Source organism: Desulfosporosinus hippei DSM 8344 (assembly GCF_900100785.1).
In the GTDB taxonomy this organism is placed as follows: domain Bacteria; phylum Bacillota; class Desulfitobacteriia; order Desulfitobacteriales; family Desulfitobacteriaceae; genus Desulfosporosinus; species Desulfosporosinus hippei.
Genome location: NZ_FNCP01000025.1, coordinates 51,079 through 72,262 on the forward strand (window position 1 = coordinate 51,079; position 21,184 = coordinate 72,262).

The window sequence follows — 21,184 nt, forward strand, 5'->3', positions numbered from 1 at the left end:
AGGTTTTGCAACCTTTTCCTTTAATAAACTCGTATTATTATTATCCGTTTCTTTTAGGGTCTCTACCTCTTTGAGGTGCCGCAGGACTGCGGAAATCGTTACTTTTTCTTCTCGACCAGGTATCCACCTTTTGTCCATAGTTATCTCGTGGGTAGTTCCCTTGAGGTGGTCTGGCATTGCCCATATTCCCCATGCTTCGGCCGCTTCCGCTTCCCATGCCTCTTCTTCGGGCAGGAGCCGCTTCAGTCAGCTTTACTTCAACATTATCCGGTTCTTTGGTCATAATTTTGAGAGCTGCTGACAAAAGTGTGACGGAATCATTTTCGACGAGCAATTCTTCAGCCACGGATTTGTATTTTTCGATATCTTCTTCAGAGATGACTCGTAAAATCTCATTCATGGTTAAACGCTGTTGACCTTGTACTGCTTCAATGATGGTAGGAATAGGTTTGCGGACGATTCTCCGCTTAATCACTGATTCTATCAAGCGCAGCATACCTATCTCACGGGGAGTGACTAAGGTGATGGCTAAGCCCGATTTTCCCGCCCGACCGGTTCGGCCAACTCGGTGGACATAACTTTCCGGATCCTGAGGGATATCGAAGTTGAAGACGTGAGTCACACCGCTGATATCTAGACCCCGGGCTGCCACATCCGTAGCCACCAATACTTCGATAGTGCCATCTTTAAACTGTCTTAAGACGCTGTCACGCTTACTTTGAGTCAAGTCACCGTGAATTCCTTCTGCCGAATAGCCACGTTTGCTGAGTGCTTCGGAAAGCTCATCAACCCGGCGCTTGGTTCTGGCGAAGACAATGGATAAATCCGGGGATTGAATGTCTAAGATACGAGATAAAACATCGAACTTTAAGCGTTCGGTAACTTCAACATAATGCTGCTCGATATCTGAAACTGTAACTCCAGTGGCCTTAATGCTGATTAACTGAGGTTCCTTCATAAAGCGCTGCGCGATATTTTGAATCTGGCGCGGCATTGTGGCCGAGAAAAGCAAGGTTTGACGTTCTTCCGGTATTTCCTTGAGAATCGTTTCAATATCCTCTAAGAAGCCCATATTTAACATCTCATCTGCTTCATCCAGGACAACTATCTTAATTTCATGAAGGCGAATGGTCTTTCTTCTCATATGATCCATCAAACGTCCCGGGGTAGCTACGATAATATGAGGTCTCTTCTTGAGAGCTCGGATTTGCCAGTCGATTCCCTGTCCGCCGTAAATAGGCAAGGCATGAATCCGCTTAAACTGTCCAATCTTGTTCAATTCCTCGGCAACTTGAACTGCTAACTCACGAGTAGGTGCCAGAACAATACCTTGAATATTCTCGGATTGTCCCATAATCCTCTCCACCAAAGGGATTCCATAGGCTGCTGTTTTACCCGTACCGGTTTGAGCCTGTCCGATCAGATCATTCCCTTCCATTGCTAAAGGGATAGTCTGTTCTTGAATGGGTGTCGTTTCTTCAAACCCCATGTTGATAATCGATCGTAATACTAATTCACTTAGGTTTAAGTCTGTAAATGTCGCCAATACTTTCATTCTCCTTTATTACTTTATATCTTTAAGTTTTCCAAATGCGTCCTTATCTATAACTGCGAATCTACCTATAAAGAAATTATCTCTATCTATCTTTTACGCCGTAACAGAATATCCGTGATAGCGTGTGAGTTCCGCCAACTAGGAAATAGACGCTTTATAGCACCAACTATATATTATAGCACAGATGTTGGAGTATAGGAAGTCTAAGGAATTTCATTTATTTTCGGGCACAATAAAGGATCTCCGCGTCCGGAGATCCTAATTGCGCAAGTCATTTGGTTCAAATGGGTCTAACTGACTTACAAAATTAAATTAGCACTAAAAATAACTAAAGTCAAGAAAAATCCTCAGATTTGGGGTTAGATTGTGGATATCTGGTATTTTTTTACTAAGCTTGAGGTAATCCTTTTAAAAACCACTCGTAATTGCACTTTGCGTTAAACAAATCAATTTGCTTTGTTTTAACGGCATTTTCTTGAACCTCATAATTCGTTGTTGCTTGATCTAACTCTAATTTTGAAATCATTCCCAAACCCATCTTCATTTGAGCTTCAGAGAGTGCAATTTTTTTATCTCCAAGGGTCTGTTCTGCTAGTCGAAGATCGCTCTGAATTTTGGCAATATTGTCGATCATGTTATAGTAATCTGCTTTCAAGGCGTCCTTTAATTGTTTAAGCTTTAAGTTTGCATTTTCTAAATCATAGTTTGCTGCTTTGTATTCATTTGATGACATTCCATTATCCTTTTTAGCCCTGTCGAGAGTAGCTTGAAGAATCACTATCTGATTTTCCTGTAATCTAATCGTGTAGCTGTTCTCTATTGCCTTCGCCAAATCAGCCTCTTCGTCTTCTATAGTAAAGTCTTCGCTGACAGAGATACTTCCAATGTTCAGATCACTCTCCTGATCATTAAGCATAATTTTTAATTGACGTTCTAAAGAATCCATTTGAAATTCTGTGCTTTCAAGTTGGGTCTGGAGGTCTACTAGTTGAGTTTTCATTGCATTCATACTATTGTGGGATACCATACCTAGACTCTGTTGTAATTGCATAGCTGTTAGCTGGTCTTGCAAAGAATCAATGCTCTTGGAAATAACTGATGAAGCAACTTTCAACTGATTATACCCAATAAATAAACTTTCTCCCGTCAAAATCTGTGCATCATCATTCATGTCCGCTTGCAGATCGGCTATCGCTTCTACGTTAGGTCTGTCAACTTGATTTCTCTCTAATTGCTTTAGAGCATCAAGTAATGCGCGTTTTTCAGTACTTAATGCTACTATTTGAGATATTTCATCCGTCTGATCCCTTTGATCATTAAGGTGCTCAAGATCATCCTCAAGGTCTTTAATTGTTCTCTTAAGATCCGAATAGCCTGCATGAGTTTTAAGTCTTTCATTCTCATTAATGCGAATGGCTATATTTTGTTCAGTAATAATACTTTCGATATCTTCAAAGCTTATTGTTTTTGAACCTACGTCTTCAGCTAAAGCCATAAAAGGTTGTCCAAAAATTAACATGGATGATAAAATGGATACTCCAATTAGTTTCTTCATTATGTAAACTTCCTTTCATGATACGTATGTACTAATTGTATTGTAGAATTTTTCCGATGTCAAATTGAAATTAGAGGGAATATAAATGTTTAGATCAGCAATAAAATGATGACTCAGAGGGCAGGTATTGTTTTACCCTGCCCTCTGAGTTCTATTTTATTGTAGCTTGTTTTAACTGTTTTCCTTCCTTGATAACAATGATATCGATTGGACGGTTCGGATATTTATCTTTAATAATCTGACTGTATTTCTCTATAACTTGATCCACCGATAGCTCCTGCTCATTATTAATTGTAATATCGACGTTCACAGCAGGCTGTTCACCTTCTACTACTTGAATCATGACTTTATCAATTCCCTTTTCTGCCTCTAACTGCTGAGTCAGATCAGTATCACTCTCTAATTTAGTAGTAGCTGGAGGATTATCCCCCTTTGATTCAGTTCCTTGACTCGTTTGGTCTTGTTGCACATTTGTATCCGGAGTCGATTTTGAACATCCAGTTATCAAAAGAAACATTGTTAATACACCAGTAATCCATAACCATTTACGCTTAGACATGTTTTGTTTTCCTCCATTTCTTAGCCCCTGGTGTTTTTTTAATGACTACTGTTATTATTTAATACAATATGCCATGTAGATAAATCAACATCACTATCTTCGAAAATATGCTGAAATTTAAATGTCCACAATATAGCCTTATAGGGTTTAATTATTATGTTTTTGACATCAAAAATCCCGCGAGCGAGTTCTTTTTGATTAGCATCTAAAATAATTAATGGCATTTTTTCTAAATTTATTGGCTTATCCATAGAATTTCGAATTATTACAGTAGCTAATAGCTCATTTTGGGCTGTAACCTTCGCGCAAAGTCGCGAGAAATCTACTTCGCCATGCTTCATTGGTGGAAGTTTTGCTAATATTTGTTCCAGTTTCTGCTGTTGGTCTAATGATATATTCTTTGGGAGCGTCTGATATCCAATTTTGACTTTTTTAGGGCGTTTATCTCGCACATCAAAACACACCTCACACTCTGAGGGGACATCCTTAACATAAACATTATCTGGTTCAAAGCGAACAACGCAGGCCTTTGCCGAGCGACCAGCAACTACACCAATAGTCTCTCCTCTAAAAGATTGCTGAGCTAGAACTTGCTTATTAGAATCCAGTAAGACTAAAGATATATTTTTAAACTTTACTTTCTTACTAAATCCATTGCTAATATAAAAGCCTACTATTAGTGCTCCACCATCAGGCGTAGCGCTTGTAAAATGGATGGCAACTCGGCCTTCAGTTAAGGGCGGTAGTTGCCGTTCATCCAACTGTTCTTTAGAACTCTGGTTCAATAAGTTTGCTTCAACTATGTCCTTCGATAAATACTCTGAATCTTTTTCCGTACCTCTATTGGTTTTTGGAAAGTTTAACAACATAATTTAATCCTCCAAATATTTTTAGAACCTAGTTTTTATTCTCTCATATCTTTAATCATTTTGCCACTGGAAACAATTTTAAATACTAAAGACAAATGAGCAGTCTATAAGAATTTATTTGGCTAATGCCATGTCATTTATTCATATAATGTGTCTGAGACAGAAAGAACTCAGATCTCACAGCCTATGCTAAAATTTGGATTTTATAATTTTAGCATAGGTCTCTTTAGTTTTTCGCCTGGAATCAGGAATCAGACAGCATCCAATATCTTTTTTAGTTAAACTATCGAACTTGCTCCGTTTGATATTTGATGATCTTGTAGACTAATTAGCCGATACCATCCAGAATAGCACCAAATAATGATATCACCCTCACCTATTTCCAGGTGAAGGTGATTTAACGTTCCAACATTATTTTAAATTGTCTAGATAGTATCGCTTTCTGTTATGACACTCTAACAGTCTTTTGCGAATTTTAAAATCATTGACTCTCTGTGACTACTGAACGCTCGAGCTATTTTTCTGCTGCCGAATCATGTAATTCGCACTAATACCTAGCCCCAGGAGAATCCAAAACACCGGTGCCACTGAAACGACACTATCGTTAAAAAAGGCCGCTCCCAAATAACCACAAATTGCGACAAATATACCTACTCCAGCTTGAGATACAAAATCACTATATTCATTTTTAACGTAAAGCTTAATGCTTGAGACAAAATACGCAATAAACAATGATAAAAGTGCCAAAAGAGAGATGATTCCAGTGTTTAGTCCAACCTGTAAGTACAAATTGTGAGGTTTATCTACAATTTGCCACATGTCACCATTATAGGCATAGTACTTTCCAAATATATCATTCTGGGGAAAATAGGCAGCAAAAGTATCCGGTCCGTAACCCATGTATATGGTGTTTTTAAGTAAAGGAATTGATCTGGACCAGATGTAACCCCTTGAAGACCCTAGCAATTCTTTACCTTCAAATCCCCATTTTTCTACTGGGTCTAGATTGAGAACCTGATTGCTATTATTCAGTAAAGCTACTTGATTATCATCAATTTTAAACTTAAAGTTCAGTGTTCCCTTGCTTAATAACAAAACCCTCATATCATCTAATTTTCCTATATTAAGTTTGTAGTCTACATACCTCAAGTCCAGCAAATTAATTTTGCCCGTTTTTTTATCAAATGACATATTAATCGGAATATTATCCTTATCCATAAAAGTAATCTTGCTGCCATTTATCGAAAATATAAGTGTCTCGGTTGATGTCACTAAAGTCCCCTGATTTCCTTCTATATCTAAAGCTTGCAGAGGCATTGTTGCCGCTTTAGCTTTAAAATCATCTTGCCCTGTACTTTGCGTCATTTCCACTGCATTGTTAACCAAGGAACCTATCCTTGAAGCAAGATATCCGTTCGACATGAGATTAAGTCCGAATACTAAAAGTCCCAATATAATTAAACCGCTCAAAAAATACTTCCAGTGCCTTACTATTACCTTGTTAATCATAATCATTAAAATTATAATCGCGATAGCGCCACCGAACATACCAGCACGCGAAGTAGATCCTAACCAGTTAACAGCCATTAAAAGACTTAGTAAAGCGAAGAGTACTTTAAGCCATACTTTTTTGGTAAGAACAAACAAAGTAAAGGTCAGAGGAAAGAGCATGGCCATATAACTACCAACATAGTTAAGATGATAAAGAGTAGAGTAGATGACATATTTATCAAATTGGAACTGCAAATTATCCGCATGCGGTTCATAAATGGATGGCAACATAAGCGCTTTACCAAAATTTGATTTAAAAAAATCATAACCTATATATTGAAACACACCAATTAGGCCTATGATGAATGCGCCTATAAATAAAGAGCCAATGAGAACTTTTATATGCTGTTCGTTCTTAACCAAGTTCATTGTAACAACTAGCATTACCATATAGGCTAAAAGCACATACATACCCTCATATCGATCTGGAAAACCCGTTAGCGCAATATCAATGTACTTAGAGAACTCGGTAGAAAGAATTACAAAGAAAATATATACTGCGATTGGAATATAATAAAATGATACCCTTAACGTTTTAGTTCCTTTAAAGGCAACCATAAGAGCCAAAACTAGAAGTGACAAGACACTGCTAATCAAAATCCACACCATCTTATAATAGGAGGCAAAGTCCATATTTTCTTTTTGACCTGTCCACAACTCAAAGGATGCGCCGCTTAACGTTACAACCTTGAGATACACTATTAAGGGTACAACTGCTAGCAAAAACATTAGTGGTAACAATATGTACCAATTATCATTTATGGCATCATTCTTTTTTAACAAGTATCTCACCTTCCTAAACCACGAATTATTAGATTTGATAAAGTAACATGTTTTAATTATAGCATTTTTAAGGAAAGGTTTGTACAGTGTTTTTTGTATTATAATTATTTCAGAATTTTTTTAAGAAATTCTTTTCAGACAAAAAACTTTCCAGTCCTTCCTGCCAAGGCCTGAGATCCTGAAAGCCATTGAGCCTAATCCCCGTATGATCAAGAACTGAATATTCCGGTCTTGGCGCTGGACGTGGGAAATCTGCCGTTTTACATGGATTGAGATCAACCTCCATTCCAGATATTTCAAATATCTTTTTAGCAAATTCATACCACGAACAACTGCCCGAATTCGAAGCATGATAAATACCATAACGCTCAGTCTCAATAAGTTGTTGTAAAAAGCCAGCCAAATCGACTGTATACGTTGGGGAACCGAATTGGTCATCGACCACCTTCAGTAATTTTCCTTCTTTACCTAATCTAAGCATGGTTTTGACAAAATTCACTCCATATTTGCCATAAACCCATGACGTTCTCACGATAAAATACTTGTTTGAAAGTGAGAGCACAAACTCTTCACCAGCCCATTTCGATTGACCATAAACAGTCTGTGGATTGGTTCGATCATACTCACAATAAGGTGTTTCCTTCTGTCCATCAAATACATAATCCGTGCTAAGATATACGAACTTTGCGCCATACTTTTCTGCTTCAATGACAAGATTACGTGTCCCTAGCGCATTAACCGCATACGCTCTGTCGCGATCAGTTTCTGCCTGATCTACTTGAGTGTAAGCAGCGGTATGAATAACGATGTCAGGCTTGACCTGTTCAAAAATTTTGGCTAATTGTGAGCCATTTGTAATATCAAGGTCAGCGCGACCATAACCGAAGACTCGATACAACTCAGAATGACGCTGTAGACAGAGCACCATATCTGTACCCAGCTGACCTTTGGCCCCGGTCACTAATACTCTTCTCATCTTCTCCCCTCACTGTCCTTTAATGATGACAAGGATCATTCTTTACAATTTGGAAAACCATACCACTTATATAAGTGCGAATGGCCTATCCTTCAGCCCCCTATAGCGTTATCTAAATATATTATTCATTATTTTACTATTTATAATCTTAAAATACTTTCAACACCCTTGTTTTTAAACTAACTCCCTAATACACCAATAGATAAAAAACTTAAACACCAAGATAAAGTACGTTTTACGCAACCTGTACCATGTATTTAGCATCTTAGCCAATAATGGTCTAGGAGATCTCAAATAATAATATTAAAAGAGGTTTGACTTAACCTATTGTCGAATTTCAACTTAGTTGACCATTTAAAGGAAATGAAAATAGGGCCTTATGACATTATTGCGTTATTTTTCTTTGTTTCGATATTTTTCTTTTATTTATTAACTGAACTTTCGGGCGCAACCGAAGTTCAGTCAATAAATAAAAATAAGTGGACTCTAAAATCTCCTTACTTTTCCGCTAACTATAATATCACCCTTATTTCAGGCTTTGACCAAATCTATATGATTCAAGGAGTACAAGCTAATTCGTCTTCACTTTTGATTTATCATACATCCTCAATTCAGACGGTAGTTATATTTATATTCAGCATCCAACTCCTGAATACTTAAACATCTCTTTGACCTCAATATTTTTAGAAAAGACATTACGCAAATCAAAAAAATAGTCGTTCTTCATAACAGCTTTAACCTTGTCGAGATAAGCACCTCTGAACTGATGCCATTCTGTCATAAGAATAATGGCATCCGCTCCCTCCGCAGCCTCATATTCGTTTTTGCAATATTCAATATAGTCTTCTATATCTTTTAATCTCCATTTTGCCTCCTTCATACCCTCGGGGCAATAGGCACGAATTCGTGCGCCTGCACGTACAAGAGCACGAATAATATCTATTGAAGGCGCATCACGCATATCATCGGTTTCTGGTTTAAAAGATAAGCCCCAGATTGTTAAGATAGCATTTTCAATAGGAACCTCTTGCGAAACGGTATAAATAATTCTTTCGCTCATTTTTTGTTTTTGCTTTTCGTTGGCCTTGATAGCAGCTTCAATTACCAACATTTGCTCACCATGAGTATGGGCAATATCCGCGATTGCCTTGGTATCCTTGGGAAAACACGAACCTCCGTATCCAGGACCGGCATGTAAAAATTTAGAGGAAATTCTTCCATCCATTCCCATACCCCGGGCAATTTCCTGAATATTTGCACCAACTTTGTCCGCTAGCAAAGCTATCTCATTGATAAAGGAAATTTTCACTGCTAAAAATGCATTGGATGCGTATTTAATCATCTCCGCTGTCTCAAGGCTAGTAATTAGAAAGGGCGTCTGATTAATATAGAGCACATCATATACCTTTTTCATAATCTCAACTGCTTTTTCACTTTCAGCCCCAATTACAACCCGGTCTGGCGTTAGGCAATCGCGAACGGCCTTACCCTCGCGGAGAAATTCAGGGTTTGATACAATGTCAAATTCAATACTAAGCCCTCGTTTGTCAAGCCCCTCCTGAACAATATCTCGCACAAATTTTCCTGTGCCGACTGGAACCGTTGATTTGTTGACAATGACTTTATAACTATTCATGTATTCGCCAATGCTCTTGGCAACAGCTTTAACATATTGTAGGTCAGCACTTCCGTCTTCCTTAGGCGGCGTCCCAACAGCTAGAAAAATAACATCGCTGTTTTCAATTGTCTCGTGCATTTCTGTAAAAAATTTCAGTCTACCTGACATAACGTTTTTGTCGAGCAGTTCCTTGAGTCCTGGTTCATAAATCGGTAAAATACCCTTTTTCAGCTTTTCGATCTTTTCTGATACCACATCCATGCAAATAACATTCATGCCGAACTCTGCCATGATAACGCCCTGTACAAGGCCAACATAGCCAGTGCCAATTATACCTATATTTTTCAAGTCTCAGTCTCCCTTTTCGTTTTTTTATCAATATGGTTGGCCAACTGTGAATAAATAAATGCCATTCCGATCAGAGCAAGTTCTGGAATCGTTGACCATAGTCTAGATACAATGGATACAATGATTGCGTACTCCGGAGGCATAATCACAGATAAACCTAAAACAATAATGCCCTCCCGGACGCCTAAGCCGGATGGAGAAAAAAGGCTCAAAATTCCAATAATGGCCGCCAATGCAAAAATTCCTGAGGCATACAATGCTACACTAATTGGCAAAGGATAAATGGAACAAACAAGTAGATAAAAACCGAGACCGACAACCAGCCAGTTTGCAACAAACAACATCACCAATTTTACCATCTGCACATAAGTCATAGAAATTTCTAAATCTGTCTTTTTTGTAACCTTTTCTATTAACCCTAAAAAGAAGTTGAGTATTTTAGGATGTATACATATAAAAAACAAGATAATCAGTAGCCACGTTGTATATTGATATTGAGACAAAATATCATTAGGGAAAAAGAACAGCGAAAATATAAATAATAACGTCGCGCCCAATAGAGTAAGAATATTTTCAATCAAAAAGCAGATTGTCACTTTTCGCATTTTAGCGCCTTCGCTATCATAATAAACCAATCTGGCACCGAGCATAAAAACTTTACCGGGAATGTATTTCCCTAAAATTGAATATAAATATGCTGTAATTGCTTTAACATAGGAAATTTGTGTATTGTTAAGCACTGTAATATAATGCCATAAACTAGCAAGCGTTATTTTATATATAAAAAAAAATAGCATGGAAAGAAAGAAAGCGCTCCATCTTATTTGAAAATCTAAGCTCATTAGTTCATCATAATTTTTGGTAAAATACTTTGTCAAAAACCAAATGACTAATCCTACAAAAATGACTTTAGCCCATTTTAGAAGAGTTTTAGTTTTCTCATTGATTGTCATTCATTTTATCTCCTACTAAAAGCTGAGTAAAAATCTAATAAAAAGCATATATAAAAAAATTAACTTCATAGGAACTCTTTCAAGAATTTTTGGGTGCTTACGTGATAATTCCATGTTAAAATGCGCTAATCTATATGCAAGCTTGTGATTAATTTTACAGTGTGACAAAGTATCCAACTTTAGTTTTTTACCATTTTTATGATATAACCTTTCTTTTTCACTGGCGCAATTATATTTAAAAACCAAAGCCCTCTTCTGGCTGTAAACCACCTTTTCATCACCAATATGAGTATCGATAATTACCTTGGCCTTTACGGCGGATTCATACATCCCTAACGCGTTTTCGTTACGAATAATACAGCCGGTATGCTTGATGGGATTCCTTTTCATCTCAGGTAGCCAAATATCCCCAAAGCTAATATCGCCAGCTTTTCCAAACTGATCTTGACAAAGTGTACATGCCTCATTTATGAAAAAGTAGGCGTTTTTGTATGCACAAATTGTTTCAGTATAGGACATGGTTTCCTCATGACCGTCATCATATTTTACTGCAGTCAACCCCCGCCAGTGACCACGTCTATAATAAATACGATTAGCATAATCTAGGGATATTTTGGCCTTAGTAAGTGGGACAAGTGTCGCTTCCTGTGTGTGACTGCCGCTACAATACAGTGCAATTTTCAACACGACCTTCTTCTTCATGGCAGGGCGCTTCTCCATGAGCTGGTTGAGCGTGCGCATTTGACAAGGTAACAAGACAACTGCTAGTCTCCCATCGAATTGCATGATCTCGTCGATATTTTTCAACAGTGGCATATGCATATAAATACTAGAGGAACAGTCCATGATTTGCTCTTCTTTAGTTGCTACAAAGGTTTTGTAGCCTAACTTTCCCTCTTTGATCACGCTTTTTGTGACCCAAGCTCCATCAATCTGCTTAGATTTTAATAAATGGCATAAGAAAGCAGTCACTACCCCTCCGGATGCGGAATTCGCCCGTATCATCTCATTGGAAGCATAACCCATACGACAGGTGATATGCCTACCCAAGTAGCGCTCTGTATCACTGACATCTAGAAGCGCTCCTTTACAAGGAGTTGACACAATGCCGTTAATTACCTCCGATATATAAAGGATATTCTTTTGAGAGCTCTCCTTTACTTCATTTAAGTGCTTTACAATATTTTGGCGTGTTTTATCTTTGTTAGTAATAAATTCTTCAAATTTAACTTTTAGCGTATCTACCGACAATGTTGAAAAATCGACCGCATTTTGTCCCAACTCGAACATATCAAGTACTTCTTGATACTTGTGGCTCCAGCCGATTAGAAGAGTGGGAACCCTTTTTTCCAGCGCTCCAATCATTGCATGAAAACGGGAGCCAACCAGGACATCCGTATGAGAGATAAACTCTCGAATTTCTTCTGCAGTCATTTCTTTTGGATACCAGCGCACCATATCTTTTTGGCGAACGCCCTCATAAACAGCGTCGCAAACCAGAAGGTCATTATTTCTCGGCTTTGTTTTTCCTTCGCGAGCAGCATTAGCAATAATTAAAACATTGTAATCTTTTTCATTAAGAAAATCCACAAAACCAATCATCACGTCAACATAATCAATTACGATTTTAGCACATCTATCCTGCACAACCGAACTTAAGGATAACGAAACTATCTTCCCATTATAAAAACTGTCCTGAGCACAAATCCCATTGACTAATTCGATACTGAAAGTGTCCTCTGGCATGGAAAACACACCATCAGCGCATAGTCTTACATTATCCTCAATCCCAATTCCAGCAAGATTCTTCTTTGTTATTTCTCCTCTTGCGCAAATCAGTTTTAAGTGGGGCAGAATCCATTTCGCAAGCAACCGATTTGTCCTGGAATGAAAGCTTCCCATAGCCTGAGAATATTTCACGACAGGAACGCCCAAAAGCAAAGGAACCGCTGCACACACAAAAGCATATGTGTTCATGACAAACCCACGGGAGTCCACAAAGGAGATGCCCGCTTCGTCAATGACTAAATCTGTTTTAAGGTAGGCTTTTATAATCTTGTTACATTTAAACAGTTTATTTCTAAAGGGAATCCAGCCCAAAAGCTTATATAAAATTGCCAATGGGAACGCTACAAACAGTAATTGCTCAGGCTTGCAGGAGACGATATTTATAAAATCAAATGGCGCTTGCTTTTTATCTTCTCCTGGATAAACCGACATCAGATTGATGTGCAAGCGCTCTCCATAAATGTTTTTTAATTGCTTTATTGAGCTTTGGAGCATGGCATAGGCGCCTTTGTTTCCGCTATAGCTTGCCGCAGTAATGGCAATAGTTATATCTCTCATAACAGTCTCCTCGAAATAATCTCCATATTCTAGCAGTATCTTTAAGGACAGATCTAATTTTTAACTAATTCCTTTTTACTATCGACAAAGTGGGAATTACATTCTGCTTTTCTGACGCGGTATTGTATATCCTCCAAAATCTTACGGTTGGCGGCAATAATATCTGCCTGCAAGCCAACAATAAAGGTCTGTACACCCATTAAAATCAGAACAGCCGATAAAATAAGCGACTGAATATGTCCTTCGCCCGCACCACTTATAAAGTAATAGAGAAACCGAACGCTGACTCCAACGCCCAACAGAAAGATAATGGTTCCAAATGTGCCGAAAAATTTGAGGGGCTTGTACATCATAAAGGAACGGATAATCACAGAAGCAGAGCGTTTCATATAGGCCCACATATTTTTAAACAAGCGGGATTCCCTTGTCTCCGCATTGGTTCGAATGGGAACTGAGGTCATAGCAATTTTATTGTGCCCGGCCTGAATAATAGTCTCCAGTGTGTACGTATACTCGTTTACTACGTTCAGACGCAGTGCGGCCTCGCGAGAATAGGCGCGAAACCCGCTCGGAGCATCCGGAACCTTTGTCCCAGATGCCAATCGCACCACCCAACTACCTATATACTGAAACTTTTTTTTCTTCCATGAAAAATGCTCGGTTTCGCTTATAGGGCGCTCGCCGATAACAATATCCGCTTTTCCCTTCAAAATCGGTCGCACTAACTTCTCAATATCAGCACCACAATACTGGTTGTCAGCGTCAGTGTTGACAATAATATCCGCACCTAGGTGCAGACAAGCGTCGATTCCTGCCATGAACCCTTTCGCCAGACCTTTATTTTGCTTAAACGATACTATGTGGTGAAACCCAAGCTCCCGTGCCACTTTAACAGTATTATCACTACTTCCATCATTGATAATGAGATATTGTATTTTGTCAATCCCAACAAGTTGCTTTGGTAAATCCGCATAAGTTAGGGCCAGGGTTTCCTCCTCGTTATAACAAGGGATTTGAATAATAAGCTTCATTATGATTGTATCCCCTTTATATTTCAGTTAATCCGCATTATAGTGAAAGTTTTTAATCTTCCCTTCAATATTTTCGCCAACTTCAACGTTTGTATTTCCTACAAACATTTTGCTGAAGGTAAGTTGTTTTTTGTCCACTAGAGCATCATTTACAAATATTCCTATAAGCCCGTCGTTAAAGGCAATACGTAAATTATTCCATCTCTCTGTCGGTATCAAGTCTTTATCCAGAAAAAGCCCTTCCCATTTAGTTCCGTCTGAAGAAAAGATTATTGCGATGCTTTCCTTTTTGGATGCAATGGTAAAAGACATATCCTTCTGCCAACTGTTCCACTTTGTAATAATTCTTGCGTCATCTTCATCCATTTGATCCTTGTTTAGCCACAGATCCATACTAATCTCAATATTTTCACCTAAGTCCGCCTGCTGGTCTGTCATTATGATGTAGCTGTCTCCAGAAAATACTGCCTCATCAGACGTAACCTCTACATTCTTTGCATTGTTAACATCAGAAAATCCAAGGATCTCAAAAATCTGTTCATTATTCGATCTAAATACTTTTCCGGATGAATATGATTGAAAGAGGATGCTCTTTACTGCACAGCCTGGGATATCTTTATTGCTTACCGTTACTTCAACCGATGAAACGCCTTTACCAAGGTCGAAACCAGTTTCATACTTTGAATAGTCCTCACCGTAAGGGATCATCTTTTCAATTGTTTTTAAAACACTCCCATTTCCATCCATCAGTTTCAATGAAACCGATAATTCACCAACTTCATGTTCTAGGCCCCTATGATATAGCAACAAATACATGCTGTCGTCTCCGTCTGGAATACTTATTGTAGTGTCAACTTTATACTTTCGGTTAATATTCAACGCATATTCGCTACCAAGAATCTTTCCTTCTTTAATTACATTGTCACTTTGCGTTTCCAGTATAGATTCATGTGAAAATAAATACCTTCCCTCTTCGCCCCTATCAGTAAGATCAATAACGGTATAATGTTCTGTTTGGTAAATAGTAAACTCTTTTTCTAGAAGCTCTACCACTGTATCGGCAATCTTTTTTGTTTTTTCAATTACTTCGTTTGTAGACGGCCACCAGTAAGAGTCTTCTCGTAAAGCGAATTTAGGCAATAAAACGTAATCGCACAACCCCTTGGCTTTAACAATTGTGATGTACTTTGCAAGGTCCTCAGGCTGAGCTGTTTGTTGCAAATACAAAACATCACTGGGAATATACCCTTTTGCTAAAGTAAGCGCCTTATCTCCCGCTCCAGCGTATGTTTTGATTCCTAGCCCTTCCACAATATGAGCGACTAAAAAACCATTTGAATCAAAGTCATAAGAACATAATGCACTTATTGCATTTTCCTTTGTTACAATACCTTGTAATTCATCTATCGTGTCCGCTTTAATCTCTAATGCCATTTTATAATAACGACTCTGGTAAAAGATATCTCCCGTAATAACGCGACTCGGAAGAAACTCAACTACGCACAGAACACACAAAATAATTGAAACGGCTCTTTGCCATTTACCACTCATATAGAGCTTGCTTAAATATACTGAAGAAAGAATGAGTAACACAAATTTTGGAACGAATAGCCACCTGTAAACCGCTCGCATTGAGCTAAGTGGAAATATTTTATATATAAAACTCCATGGAAATACCAATACTTCGTCCAATGATAGAGAATAATTTGGGGATGATTCCTGTAAAACTGTTCCCAAAACCTTGAGTCCTGGGCCTAATGAAAGTATAAGAGTTACCAGTAAAGTAATTGCCAGTGAGGCAGTTATCCGATTTCTGTATTTTTTCTTGAAAATAAGAGTCAGTGAGATAATCATCATTGTGTATCCTAAATAATTACTCCACATGGTTACATCACCCGTTAGGCTGTTGCCCGAACCCATGAAATAACTAGTACTAGGTAGTATATTGGCTAGTGCTTGACTTAATCCAGGAAATAAAAGCGTAATCATATCAACTGAATTACCATTAAAGAATTCCATAGATGATCTAAAGGATGCAGCTTCTCTTGGCGTTAGAAAAAGAATCAATGCCATGCCGATTACCCATGGAATAATGATATAGACAATATATCTTAAAACCAGTTGTTTTATATTTGCTTTATTTAATCTAAAAAAAGAATAAATAATAAAAAACAAACAGGATCCAACAGCAGAAATTACTGCCGAGTACCAGCCTATGGATGAAATAACAAGCCTAACAAGAATAGAAAAGAGCAGGATCCAAGCGATTAAAGCAGGTTTATCACTTCTTACTAGGTTATGACTCATTTGTTCAATCTCATAAACGGCTTTAAATAGAAAAAAATCACACAAAGCGCTCAGCGGAAGCATCATTACTCCAAAGAAAATAGGTGGTATACCTGATTGGGCCATTAAAAATGGGCTCATAAAGTGTACTGCTGTCAGCAAAACAACAATAATCCTATTGTGCGTAATCTTTTTGAGCAATATTGCCAATGACGAAAATGAAATTAGGAAAAGGATAAAATAAGTAATGCTCAAGGCATTTAATCCGCTTATTCCTAAAAACATTAATAGCTTTGCAATGAATATTATACCAAAGCCTTCATTTACCAATCCACCATACGGGTACAGGATACTATCTAGTGAAAAGTCTAAAATCCCGGAGTTATCTGCTATATCCTGAACCTTACCTAGAGTCATTATATTAATCCCCAGTGAAGGTAATCCAATTGTAGGTATTAGTCCGAGTAGTAACCCGCATAAAATAAAGACAGCAGTAAGAGCAATTATAAAAAGAGCAGTATACAGTTTATTCATAACATTTGGAGTATCCATTTTAATTCTCCCTCATAATGCACTTTCAATCAATTGGGCCGTAATTCCACACTTTTCTCCGGCCTCAATATCCCACGGCTTATCTCCAAACAACACAGACTGCCTAACATCGATATCAAAATCATGAATTGCTTGTTCAATCATTCCCGGCTCAGGCTTGCGACAATGGCAGGGTCCGGTAACATCTGGGTGGTGGGGACAAAAATAAAAAGCATCAATATGTGCGCCAATCTTCGCTAGCTCTCCGTTTATATAGTGGTGCAACTTATGCATGTCCTCCTCTGAATAATAACCCCTTGCAATACCTGCTTGATTTGTTACAACAATAACCTTGTAACCTCTATCATTAAAGCTTTTAATAAACTCCGGTATTCCTTCAATAAAACGAAACTCATCAATCCGATAAAGATAGTTCACATCTATATTAATAGTGCCATCTCGATCAAAAAAAGCTGCTTTATTCATCTCCAACCTCAGCAAAATTCATCCGGGCCTTTTCATAATCCTCAGGCACACCGATGTCAACAAAATACCCATTGCATTTAAATGCATAAATTTTTAATTCACTTACTTTTTTCTCCATAATCTCTGTTTCAAAGGAAAATTCGTCCCCTATAATACCTGATAAAAGCTCTTTTTTTACTAGGTAAATTCCACCATTTATCATACCATACTCTTTGGGTTTCTTCTCTAAAAATTGTATAATTCTGTCGTTTTCCGTAATAACTGTTCCATATCGCTCAAAATTCCTCATTTCCTTTGTAGCGATAGTCAAATCCGCACTGTTTTTCACGTGCTCCACTGCCATAGCCAGCAGATTTATGTCATAAAATGTGTCTCCGTTTATGACAAATACATTTTGTTCTCTACACTTGATAAGAGCCTTTTTCATTGCGCCACCAGTTAATAAGGGCCTGTCCTCATTAGAATACACAACTTCGCACCCGTTATAGGTATACCCGAAATACTTTAAGATGCTCTCCTTTTTATAGCCCACTGCCATAACCACTCGACTAATACCCTTTGCAATTAAGTCATCTAAAATGTATTTTAAAAAAGGGTGACCAGCCACTGGGGCCATAGGCTTTGGTACATCACTAACAATATGAGAAAGCCTTGAGCCAAAGCCACCGGCTAAAATAACTGCCTCCATTCTAATTTCCCTCCCCAAAAAACTCATTTTCCAGGGCCAAACATAAGCAGTGGTAAACGGGCAGATGAAACTCTTGAATTATATAAGTTGTTTTGCTTGGAACATTGATCAGTACGTCGCACAACTCCTTCATTCCTCCCCCTGTCTCTCCTGTCAGTCCAATGACTAACATTTTTTGAACACGTGCAACCTCGCAGGCATAAATAATATTTTGTGAGTTCCCCGAAGTAGAAATAGCAAGTAAAACGTCACCCATTTTTCCAAGTCCCAGCACCTGTTGGGCAAAAACCAAATCTGGTGCCAAATCATTGGCATATGCACTAGTAAGGGCAGTTTCTCCCAGTAGAGATATTGCCGGCAATACATCTTGTAAATTGGAAATCAAATATTGGCTGCTATTAGGGAACATTTCTTTTAGTTGCTTTCGTTTATCTGAAGATAGTTTCCTAGGTAGAACAAATCCCTTCATCAGTTCTCCAACAATGTGCTGGGCATCTGAAGCACTACCACCATTTCCACATGTTAGTAACTTATTACCTTTTTTATAGCAGCTAATCAGCACTTCTGTGGCAGCTACTATGCCTTCATTACAACTTGTTAGCGCCGGATGTCTTATTACTAAATCTTCAATGACTGCCTTGGTAGATTGTTTCAAAAGAATCCCCCTATTCCACGAACATAAAAATTACGTCTACCGATGCAACGCAATTCATTTAGTATAGGGTCCAAGCTTCTGTACCCTTTTCGGTAAAGCTTGTCAACATGACAATTCCATCCCTTTCCTTTAGTGCTTTTACTAGCTCAAACCGCTTTTTCGGATCGCAAATGATCATCATAAATCCACCCCCGCCGGCACCAGAAATCTTTGCCGCTTTTCCGCCGTGGGTTATCACATAATCATACATTTTATCGATTTCTAAATTAGAAATCACGGAGGCCGTTTTCTTTTTGCTTTCCCAGCCCTTCTTCATACATTTTGCAAAGCCATCAAAATCGCCCTTCAAAATGCACTCCTTCATTTCGAAGGCAGAAGCTTTTAACTCATGCATTCCCTCAATGGATTTTCTATCCTTTCCCTTAGTATTTTTAATCTGCTCATCAATAATTCTTGCACTATCCCTTGAAGTCCCTGTATAGTAAAGAACTAATGAACTTTCCAGTTCGTTTTTAATCCAGTTTTTTATTCGCAACGGATTAACAAGAACCCTTTCATTTCCAGAAAATTCAATGAAGTTGAAGCCCCCAAAGGTAGCCGCATATTGGTCTTGTTTTCCACCCGAAAGCCCAATGTCCTTTCGCTCAATCTGGTAAGCAAGATATGCCATATCGTACTCACCCAATGGGAGATTCAACCACTCTGTAAATGCCTTTAATATCGCAACGACCATGGTTGAGGAGGAACCTAGCCCACTTCCTGCTGGAGCATCAGAGTAGGTGGTCATTTTAAAAGAAAGAGGGTCGCCAACCCTATAATCTTTTATAATTCTATTGTAAACTCCTTTATGCAGCTGTAACACATCATCAATAGGTAAATAGTCTATACTTTCACATTCAAAATACTCCTCCCTATCAGAGGCATAAAAGATAATTTTCCCTTCGTCAGTGGGTTCAATCGTACAGTAAGCATACATATCGATAGTGGCATTTAATACTACACCGCCAAATTCATCGCAATAAGGGGATACATCGGTACCACCTCCAGCAAAACCCAACCTAAGGGGTGCTTTGGATCTAAATATCATGATTCTTCTCCACTTCTTCTACTATCTGGTTAAAAACTTATCACCGTGGGCAATTCTTTCTCGCCAATAATTCAACAAATCTAACATGGTCTTTTCGAACGGAATTTTGGGTTTCCATCCGGAGTGCTGAGTGAATTTTTTTGTATCAGGAACCTGTAAGTCTGCATCAATTGGTCTTAATCTTTCAGGATCTGTTTCTACTGAAATATTTTTGCAAGTAGAAAAACCAATTAAAGTATAAAGCATGTCCTTCACAGAACAGCTGTAAGTTCCCCCAATATTATAGTATTCCCCTGCTATAGGGTTTACAGTAACAAGCATATAATATGCTCTTACTGCATCTCTAACATCGGACCATGTTCTAAGTGAATCTAAGTTACCAGTTTTAACAACAGGCGGAATTAAACCAGCTTCAATCATAGCAATTTGCTTTGCAAAAGTAGATTCTGCAAATACATCTCCGCGTCTTGGACCTGTATGTGTAAACATTCTAGTAGTCATTACCGTCATACCATAAGCCTCTGCATAATACCTTCCCAATAAATCCGTACCAACTTTTGAAATTGCATATGGAGATGCAGGATGGAAGGTACACTCTTCATTGATTGGCAGCTTTTCTTTGGGCACCCTGCCAAATACTTCAGAAGATGCACAAACATGAATCACCGGATAATAATCTGATTTTCTAATAGCCTCTAATAACCTTGAGGTGCCTAAAATATTAGTATTCATGGTATCTATTGGTGCATCGAAACTTGTTTTTGGGAAACTCTGTGCTGCTAGATGAAAAACATAGTTGGGTTTTGCTTGTGAGACTACATTCTCTAATGAACTTTGGTCGTTTAAATCCCCATAAAGAAGATACAGTCTATTTTTAGCATTAATATTTTCTATTAAATGTTGAATATTATCTAGCGGACTTCTCCATCGTAGCATACCGTAAATTTCCCAGTCTGTATTTTCTAACAAGTAGTCCGCAAGATGTGAACCTACCATACCAGTAATTCCTGTTATTAATACTTTTTCCATTATTCTATCCCCTGACATTTTTTAATTCGAATCTTGCTTTTTTAAAAAAACTTTCATAATAATTCTCAAGCAATTCTGGAAGATAAAGCGATTTCATACTAGTAGTCTTTGGTCTAATTTTTAAAAATTCTTCCTTCATTGGGACTATTTCATACGGAGTTTCTATATCAAATATTTTATTAATTACTCAACTTTCGCATAGCGAAAGTTACCTCTAACCCTGTATCTATCTAGCTTAGAACAAAATATTTTAGTTTATTGACAGGAAAAACACCTTT

The 21,184-nt window shown here is 38.0% G+C and carries 15 protein-coding genes and 1 pseudogene; all 16 read right to left on the bottom strand.

Annotated features, from left to right (window positions below; genetic code table 11):
• Positions 1–40 precede the first annotated feature (40 nt).
• A complete protein-coding gene (gene cshA / locus BLS16_RS18090) occupies positions 41–1,546 on the bottom strand; it encodes a degradosome RNA helicase CshA (RefSeq protein WP_092335062.1) in 1,506 nt (501 codons plus the stop codon).
• A 397-nt stretch (positions 1,547–1,943) separates the two neighbouring features.
• The gene (locus tag BLS16_RS18095) at positions 1,944–3,110 is read right to left on the bottom strand and encodes a TolC family protein (protein WP_092335063.1); all 1,167 of its coding nucleotides are present in this window, start codon (positions 3,108–3,110) and stop codon (positions 1,944–1,946) included.
• Positions 3,111–3,261: 151 nt separating this feature from the next.
• Positions 3,262–3,669, bottom strand: a complete 408-nt coding sequence (locus BLS16_RS18100; RefSeq protein WP_092335064.1) for a hypothetical protein — start codon at positions 3,667–3,669, stop codon at positions 3,262–3,264.
• Positions 3,670–3,707: 38 nt separating this feature from the next.
• Positions 3,708–4,538 carry an SLAP domain-containing protein gene (locus tag BLS16_RS18105; protein WP_092335065.1) on the bottom strand — a complete coding sequence of 277 codons (831 nt, stop codon included), beginning with the start codon at positions 4,536–4,538 and terminating at the stop codon, positions 3,708–3,710.
• A gap of 498 nt (positions 4,539–5,036) precedes the next feature.
• A complete protein-coding gene (locus tag BLS16_RS18110; RefSeq protein WP_242876356.1) occupies positions 5,037–6,872 on the bottom strand; it encodes an O-antigen ligase family protein in 1,836 nt (611 codons plus the stop codon).
• A gap of 109 nt (positions 6,873–6,981) precedes the next feature.
• Positions 6,982–7,848 (bottom strand): dTDP-4-dehydrorhamnose reductase, encoded by an 867-nt coding sequence (rfbD, locus tag BLS16_RS18115; protein ID WP_092335066.1) that lies wholly within the window; start codon positions 7,846–7,848, stop codon positions 6,982–6,984.
• Between the two features lie 634 nt (positions 7,849–8,482).
• A complete protein-coding gene (locus BLS16_RS18125) occupies positions 8,483–9,814 on the bottom strand; it encodes a UDP-glucose dehydrogenase family protein (protein ID WP_092335068.1) in 1,332 nt (443 codons plus the stop codon).
• Positions 9,811–10,767, bottom strand: a complete 957-nt coding sequence (locus tag BLS16_RS18130; RefSeq protein ID WP_092335069.1) for a lysylphosphatidylglycerol synthase domain-containing protein — start codon at positions 10,765–10,767, stop codon at positions 9,811–9,813. The genes BLS16_RS18125 and BLS16_RS18130 overlap by 4 nt, the downstream gene beginning before the upstream one ends.
• A 15-nt stretch (positions 10,768–10,782) precedes the next feature.
• Positions 10,783–13,113 (bottom strand): polysaccharide pyruvyl transferase family protein, encoded by a 2,331-nt coding sequence (locus BLS16_RS18135; protein ID WP_092335070.1) that lies wholly within the window; start codon positions 13,111–13,113, stop codon positions 10,783–10,785.
• A gap of 53 nt (positions 13,114–13,166) precedes the next feature.
• Entirely contained in the window at positions 13,167–14,144 is a 978-nt protein-coding gene (locus BLS16_RS18140; RefSeq protein ID WP_092335071.1) for a glycosyltransferase family 2 protein, read from the bottom strand.
• Positions 14,145–14,171: 27 nt separating this feature from the next.
• Positions 14,172–16,982 carry a hypothetical protein gene (locus BLS16_RS18145; RefSeq protein ID WP_092335072.1) on the bottom strand — a complete coding sequence of 937 codons (2,811 nt, stop codon included), beginning with the start codon at positions 16,980–16,982 and terminating at the stop codon, positions 14,172–14,174.
• A 36-nt stretch (positions 16,983–17,018) separates the two neighbouring features.
• Positions 17,019–17,447: pseudogene (locus BLS16_RS18150) on the bottom strand (D-glycero-alpha-D-manno-heptose-1,7-bisphosphate 7-phosphatase); the annotation flags it as partial.
• Entirely contained in the window at positions 17,440–18,135 is a 696-nt protein-coding gene (locus tag BLS16_RS18155) for a nucleotidyltransferase family protein (RefSeq protein WP_092335074.1), read from the bottom strand. The gene BLS16_RS18155 and the pseudogene BLS16_RS18150, both read right to left, overlap by 8 nt.
• Position 18,136: 1 nt before the next feature.
• Positions 18,137–18,790, bottom strand: a complete 654-nt coding sequence (locus BLS16_RS18160) for a D-sedoheptulose-7-phosphate isomerase (RefSeq protein ID WP_092335075.1) — start codon at positions 18,788–18,790, stop codon at positions 18,137–18,139.
• A gap of 58 nt (positions 18,791–18,848) precedes the next feature.
• Positions 18,849–19,847 carry a GHMP family kinase ATP-binding protein gene (locus BLS16_RS18165; RefSeq protein ID WP_242876357.1) on the bottom strand — a complete coding sequence of 333 codons (999 nt, stop codon included), beginning with the start codon at positions 19,845–19,847 and terminating at the stop codon, positions 18,849–18,851.
• A 51-nt stretch (positions 19,848–19,898) separates the two neighbouring features.
• Positions 19,899–20,906: a GDP-mannose 4,6-dehydratase gene (locus BLS16_RS18170; protein ID WP_242876358.1), complete on the bottom strand. Its 1,008-nt coding sequence runs from the start codon at positions 20,904–20,906 to the stop codon at positions 19,899–19,901.
• Positions 20,907–21,184 lie beyond the last annotated feature (278 nt).

Coding starts and splice junctions, on each gene's coding strand:
- BLS16_RS18095 (WP_092335063.1), bottom strand. CDS start 3,110: ATGAAGAAACTAATTGGAGTATCCATTTTATCATCCATGTTAATTTTT.
- BLS16_RS18100 (WP_092335064.1), bottom strand. CDS start 3,669: ATGTCTAAGCGTAAATGGTTATGGATTACTGGTGTATTAACAATGTTT.
- BLS16_RS18105 (WP_092335065.1), bottom strand. CDS start 4,538: ATGTTGTTAAACTTTCCAAAAACCAATAGAGGTACGGAAAAAGATTCA.
- rfbD (WP_092335066.1), bottom strand. CDS start 7,848: ATGAGAAGAGTATTAGTGACCGGGGCCAAAGGTCAGCTGGGTACAGAT.
- BLS16_RS18130 (WP_092335069.1), bottom strand. CDS start 10,767: ATGACAATCAATGAGAAAACTAAAACTCTTCTAAAATGGGCTAAAGTC.
- BLS16_RS18135 (WP_092335070.1), bottom strand. CDS start 13,113: ATGAGAGATATAACTATTGCCATTACTGCGGCAAGCTATAGCGGAAAC.
- BLS16_RS18140 (WP_092335071.1), bottom strand. CDS start 14,144: ATGAAGCTTATTATTCAAATCCCTTGTTATAACGAGGAGGAAACCCTG.
- BLS16_RS18145 (WP_092335072.1), bottom strand. CDS start 16,982: ATGGATACTCCAAATGTTATGAATAAACTGTATACTGCTCTTTTTATA.
- BLS16_RS18155 (WP_092335074.1), bottom strand. CDS start 18,135: ATGGAGGCAGTTATTTTAGCCGGTGGCTTTGGCTCAAGGCTTTCTCAT.
- BLS16_RS18170 (WP_242876358.1), bottom strand. CDS start 20,906: ATGGAAAAAGTATTAATAACAGGAATTACTGGTATGGTAGGTTCACAT.